This window comes from Peterkaempfera griseoplana, assembly GCF_001418575.1.
In the GTDB taxonomy this organism is placed as follows: Bacteria; Actinomycetota; Actinomycetes; order Streptomycetales; family Streptomycetaceae; genus Peterkaempfera; species Peterkaempfera griseoplana.
The window spans coordinates 1-4,923 of sequence record NZ_LIQR01000666.1 but is presented as its reverse complement, the minus strand read 5'-3'; the positions used below and the strand labels follow the sequence as shown (position 1 = coordinate 4,923).

Annotated in this window: 4 protein-coding genes and 2 pseudogenes; 3 read left to right on the top strand and 3 right to left on the bottom strand. The window is 71.7% G+C overall.

Going from position 1 to position 4,923, the window contains the following annotated elements:
- Nucleotides 1-245: 245 nt before the first annotated feature.
- Nucleotides 246-2,552: a SpoIIE family protein phosphatase gene (locus AOK09_RS35055; protein WP_055591236.1), complete on the top strand. Its 2,307-nt coding sequence runs from the start codon at nt 246-248 to the stop codon at nt 2,550-2,552.
- Between the two features lie 170 nt (nt 2,553-2,722).
- Here AOK09_RS35055 and AOK09_RS39785 read toward each other — a convergent pair whose 3' ends face one another.
- From AOK09_RS39785 to AOK09_RS42900, 3 genes and pseudogenes are all read right to left on the bottom strand, one after another.
- Nucleotides 2,723-3,529 (bottom strand): SUKH-3 domain-containing protein, encoded by an 807-nt coding sequence (locus AOK09_RS39785; protein WP_063796166.1) that lies wholly within the window; start codon nt 3,527-3,529, stop codon nt 2,723-2,725.
- A 144-nt stretch (nt 3,530-3,673) separates the two neighbouring features.
- Nucleotides 3,674-3,973, bottom strand: a pseudogene (locus AOK09_RS42905) (GNAT family N-acetyltransferase); the annotation flags it as partial.
- Nucleotides 3,974-3,975: 2 nt separating this feature from the next.
- Nucleotides 3,976-4,142: pseudogene (locus tag AOK09_RS42900) on the bottom strand (GNAT family N-acetyltransferase); the annotation flags it as partial.
- Nucleotides 4,143-4,357: 215 nt separating this feature from the next.
- Here AOK09_RS42900 and AOK09_RS35040 point away from each other — a divergent pair.
- Together AOK09_RS35040 and AOK09_RS42895 are read left to right on the top strand one after the other, a co-directional pair.
- A complete protein-coding gene (locus AOK09_RS35040) occupies nt 4,358-4,756 on the top strand; it encodes an EF-hand domain-containing protein (RefSeq protein ID WP_245687624.1) in 399 nt (132 codons plus the stop codon).
- Between the two features lie 13 nt (nt 4,757-4,769).
- Nucleotides 4,770-4,913, top strand: a complete 144-nt coding sequence (locus AOK09_RS42895) for an EF-hand domain-containing protein (protein WP_245687623.1) — start codon at nt 4,770-4,772, stop codon at nt 4,911-4,913.
- Nucleotides 4,914-4,923 lie beyond the last annotated feature (10 nt).

Below are 4,923 nucleotides of genomic sequence, written 5' to 3'. Positions count from 1 at the left end.
GTACCGCCGCGCAGCCGGGTCGCTGTGCCGCGCCCGGCGGCCGCATCATGCCGTTACGGGCGACCCGGCACCCCACGCCCCTCGGCCGCCCACAGGGCCGCCGCAGCGACGACATCGGCACGGACGGTCACTCCTCGGCTCCGCCGGGGTCGTCGTCACCCGCCGCGTCGAGCGGTGCAGCTCTCCGGTGAGCGGGCCTGCCGTCGGCACCGGCTGGGCAGGCATGAGGACGGAGGTGGTTTCGCATGGCCGGCGATGACGTGCTTGCACTCATCGATGAGGCCGGACGGGTGGTCGAGTGGGGGCGTCCGGCCGAGGAACTGTTCGGATGGTCCGCCGAGGAGGCCGTCGGTCGGTCCGTGACCGCGTTCACGGGTGAGGTGGCCGCCCGCGACGCGCACCGGCGGCAGGGCTTCCCCGAGGCGCCCGCGGTGCTGGTCAAGCCGGTGATGCGGGGATCGTCCGTCCTCTGGCAGGTGTCCGCGGCGGGGGACACCCTGTCGAGGCCGGACATGGCGGTCCTGAACGTGCCGTCCAGCCGGTGCCCGGTGGGGTTGCTCGTCCTCGACGAGCAACTGCGGGTGATCCGCATGAACAGCACCATGGGCGGACCGGGCGACGCGCCGGTGGAGGAGCTGCTGGGCAGGCCTTTCTCCGAGGCGTACGAACTTCAGAACCCGGAGGAGGAAGCCGCCGTGGCGCGGCGGGTCCTGGAGAGCGGCGAGCCGGTGGTGAACCGGCTGGTCCGGGTCGCCAGGGCCCCGGCCCACAGGAGCCGACGCATCTACTCCGTCTCCTACTTCCGCCTGGAGGACGCCCACGGCTCCGTGATCGGACTGGTGACATCCGCGGCCGACGTGACCGAGCAGGAGCATGCACACAACCGCCTCGCCCTCCTGGACAGGGTCCGCACCCAGGTGGGGCACCGGCTGAACGTGGGCGTGGTGTGCCGGGAGCTGGTGGAGGCGGTGGTGCCCGCCTTCGCGGGGATCGCGGTCGTCGAGGTCATCGAGGACGTCGTCCGCGGCGAGGAACCTCCGCCGGCGCCCGTGGACCATGCCGTTCCCCTGCGCCGAGCGGCCTTCCACGGGGTGATCTCGGCCTACCCCGTCGGGGACGTGCGTCCGCTGCCCTCCGGCACCCCCTTCTCGCGCGTCCTGTCCGACCTGCGGCCGTGCCTGGTGCAGATCGACGAGGACTGCCCGTGGCTCGCCGCCGACCCGCTGCGGGCCGACTCCATCGAACGGTCCGGCGCCCACTCCCTGATCGTGGCGCCGCTGGCGCTGCGCGGGCACGTCCTGGGCCTGGTCAGCTTCTACCGCCACAAGCAGGAGGACCCGTTCGAGGAGGCGGACCTGGAGGTGGCGGCCGATGTGTGTGCGCACGCCGCGCTCTGCATCGACAACGCCCGCCAGTACATGCGCGAATGGGTCATCGCCTCCACGGTCCAGCGCAGACTCCTCCCCACGCGTCCCGCCGTCCAGAGCACCGTGGACATCTCCCCGCTGCACCTCCCCGACCCGCAGGGCGGCAGCGCGTGGTTCGACACCATCGCGCTCCCCGGCGCACGGACCGCCCTGATCGTCGGGGAGGTACCGGGGCAGGGCATCATCGCGGCCATCACCCTGGGACTGCTGCGGACCGCCATCCACACGCTCGCCGCGATGGACCTGCAGCCGGACGAACTGCTGGCCCGGCTGAACGACACCGCGACGCATCTCGCCGACGAGCGCGCCGCCCTGCCGCCCGAGGACCCCCTGCACCGTGAGCCGCTCACCGCCGGCTGCACCATCGCGATCTACGACCCCGTCGATCTCACCTGCGCCGTCGCATGCGCCGGCTTCCCGGAGCCGGTCGCCGTGCTGCCCGACGGGAGCCGCAGCCGCCTCTCCGTGCCCCAGGGCCCCCTGCTCGCAACGACAGGCAACGCCCCTTTTCCCATGGCAACCGTGGACCTTCCTGAAGGAAGCACCCTGGTGCTCGGCACCGTCCCGATCATGGACGAGGTGCTGGCACCGTCCGCTTCCCTGCACCCACTCCTGGGCGGGCCGGACCCCAGGCCGCTGCCGGGACTGCGCGACAGCATCGCGTCCGCGCTCACCCGCGGCCCCCGGAGCGGCGAGACCATGTTCCTGCTCGCCCGTACGAGTGCGCTGCCCCCGGACCGGGTGCTGACCCGCTCGCTGCCGGCAGGACCCGAGGCCGCGCCGATCGCCCGCGCGGCGGCCCGTCGGCAGGTGGAGGAGTGGGGCATCGACCAGGAGACGGCGTTCACCACCGAGCTCATCGTCAGCGAGCTGATCGGAAACGCGGTCCGCTACGGCACCTCCCCCTTCCGGCTGCGCCTGATCCTGGACCGGATGCTGACCTGCGAGGTCAGAGACGCCGCGGCCAGTGCTCCGCACATGAGGCACGCCCGCACCATCGACGAGACAGGACGTGGGCTGTTCATCGTCTCCAGCGTCGCCGAGCAGTGGGGCGCCCGCTTCGAGGAGGGCGGCAAGACGGTCTGGGCCCAGCAGCTGACCGAGGCGTCCCGGCAGAGCGCCTGAAGCCGGGCTTCGGTCATGGAGGACCGGCAACCGCCGCTCGGCGAGGGAGGCCGTGGCCGGGCAACCCACCGGACGGCCGCAGGGCCGAGGTCATGCCGGTACGCGGTTTCCGGCGAGGTGGCGGCGACGCCGTCTCCCGGGGGGCGGTGCCCGGCAGGCTGCGGCCTCCGTCAGAAGGCGCTCGCAACCCTGGTCGGAGCGACACCCAGGACGAGCTTCTCCAGTGCGTCCTGAACAGGCCCGTACGTCGCCAGCCAGGTCTCCACCAGATAGATCTCGCCGGTCTCGTCGATGCCCAGGAAGAACCTGCCCTCGTCGAGTTCACCGATGGGGAACAGGTCCCGGCCGAGCGTCTCACTCCACTCGGCGAAGCGGTCCTCCTCGCCCGCGCAGCGGTCGGGCCTGAAGTGGAACGGCGTCCTGCCGACGTCGACACCCGGCCCGCCGATCTCCATCTCGAGCCCGCCGAACTCCGCGAGGAACCGTTCCGCCGCAGCATGCATGCGAACCAGGACGCCTCTCTCCAGAGCCTCGCGCCAGCCGTCGACGGAAACTCGCCTCCCCGGCCGCCATCCGGCCGCCCGCAGTGGCTCCTCGACCAGGCCGGTAGCCCGCCTCGACGCCACGGCGGCGGTCACCCAGGCCCGCTCCACCGGCACGTCCTCCGGCCAGCGAGGCCGCCACTCGGCCTGCCACTCGTCGAAGTCCTCCCGCAGGAACCGTCGATCCACGGGCTTGAGCCGCACCCGGTGCCGCTCGTCGGCCCACCAGACCTCGAAGTCGGCCTCCGCTCCCTCAGCCGGCCAGTGCTCGGCGGAGATCGGCAGCAGCACATCGACGAAGCCGCCGACCGGGAGTCCGATGTCGACGAAGATCCCGGTCGCCCCCGGGTCGAGGATCCGGGTCACCGTTCCGCGGAATCGCTGCCCGAACGTCAGCCCCGCACGGGTCCGGATCCAGTCCTCCTCGGTGACCATGACGACATCCTGGCAGTCCGCGCCCGTCCCGTGCTCCCTTCGGCCCACCCGGCAGGAGGGAGCCGGATCCCGGTCAGTACCGGCCGGTCGACCGCCGGGCCGGGGCCGGGTGAGCACGAAGCCGGGGGCGCGACGCGACCGCTGTCACGGCAACGAGCGCGTCAGCCACACCACTTCACCGCTCTCCTCCGTCGACACGTGATCCCGTTCGAACCCGAGCTTCTCGAGGACCCGCAACGACGGTGTGTTCCATGCGCCGACGGTCGACCAGAGCCGCTTCCGCCCGGTCACCGTGGCGGCGTCCAGCACCGCCCGGGCCGCCTCGGTGGCGTAGCCACGCCCGTGCGCGCGCTGGAACAGCTCATACGCGATCTCGGGCTCCTCGAGGGTGGAACGGCCGATGATCAACCCGCAGTAGCCGATGAAGTCGCCTTCGGCACGGCGNNGCGGCGATCAGCCCGGCGATGAGGGCCCGGGTGTCCTCGACCGTGGGCGTTCCCTCGCCGCGTTCGGACTTCAGCGCGCGGAGTTCGTCGGCGTCCGACTCGGCCCACGGCCGCAGTATCAGCCGCTCGGTCTCGAGGTGGAAGGCCATCGTCTCGTACCTGGACATGGCCCTACTCTGCCCCACTGACCGTCACGAGCAACCACGGCCCCGGCGGACCCCTGCCGGCCGCACCGCGTGACTGCCCCTGGAGGCAGGCAGGTGGGGCTGCGCGGACGAGGGTGACACCTCGCGCGCATGTTCCCGTGGAGAGGACAACACTTCCTGACTCATAGTCACAAACCGTTCACTCGCTGTCGTCGCAGCTTCGAGGGAGGCCGCTCATGGCCAGCGCGTTTCAGGAGCGCAAGCTCAAGGGGATGTTCGCCGCGTTCGACACGGACAGCGACGGCTGCCTTCGCGAGGAGGACTTCAGGGCGCTCACCGACCGCTGGAGCAGGCTGCCCGGAGTGGGTCCCGGGACGGAGCTTCGCGCCAGGGGCGAGGAACTGCTGATGGGCTGGTGGGCAGCGCTCCTGGAGGTCGGTGACGCCAACGGGGACGGCACGGTCGACATGGGCGAACTCCTCATGCTCGTCGACCGGTTGCCCGCCCTGGTCGCGGACGTCACCGCGACGGCGAACACCGTCTTCGACGCCGTGGACGCCAACCGCGACGGCCGCATCTCCCCGGAGGAGCACCGGAGGCTGGTGGAGACCTGGAACGGGCAGCCGTCGACATGACCGGTGTCTTCGAATGCTCGACGTGAACGGCGACGGCCACCTCAGCCGTGAGGAGTTCGCACTGCTGTGGCGCCAGTTCTGGATCAGCAACGATCCGGCGGAGCCCGGCAACTGGCTCTGCGGCCGGATCCCGGCCCAGGCCGTGTCCGACGGTTGATCCCCCGGTG

What these genes read in the sequence shown, in the direction of transcription:
- AOK09_RS35055 (WP_055591236.1), top strand. Translation starts at nt 246, where the DNA reads ATGGCCGGCGATGACGTGCTTGCACTCATCGATGAGGCCGGACGGGTG.
- AOK09_RS39785 (WP_063796166.1), bottom strand. Translation starts at nt 3,529, where the DNA reads ATGGTCACCGAGGAGGACTGGATCCGGACCCGTGCGGGGCTGACGTTC.
- AOK09_RS35040 (WP_245687624.1), top strand. Translation starts at nt 4,358, where the DNA reads ATGGCCAGCGCGTTTCAGGAGCGCAAGCTCAAGGGGATGTTCGCCGCG.
- AOK09_RS42895 (WP_245687623.1), top strand. Translation starts at nt 4,770, where the DNA reads ATGCTCGACGTGAACGGCGACGGCCACCTCAGCCGTGAGGAGTTCGCA.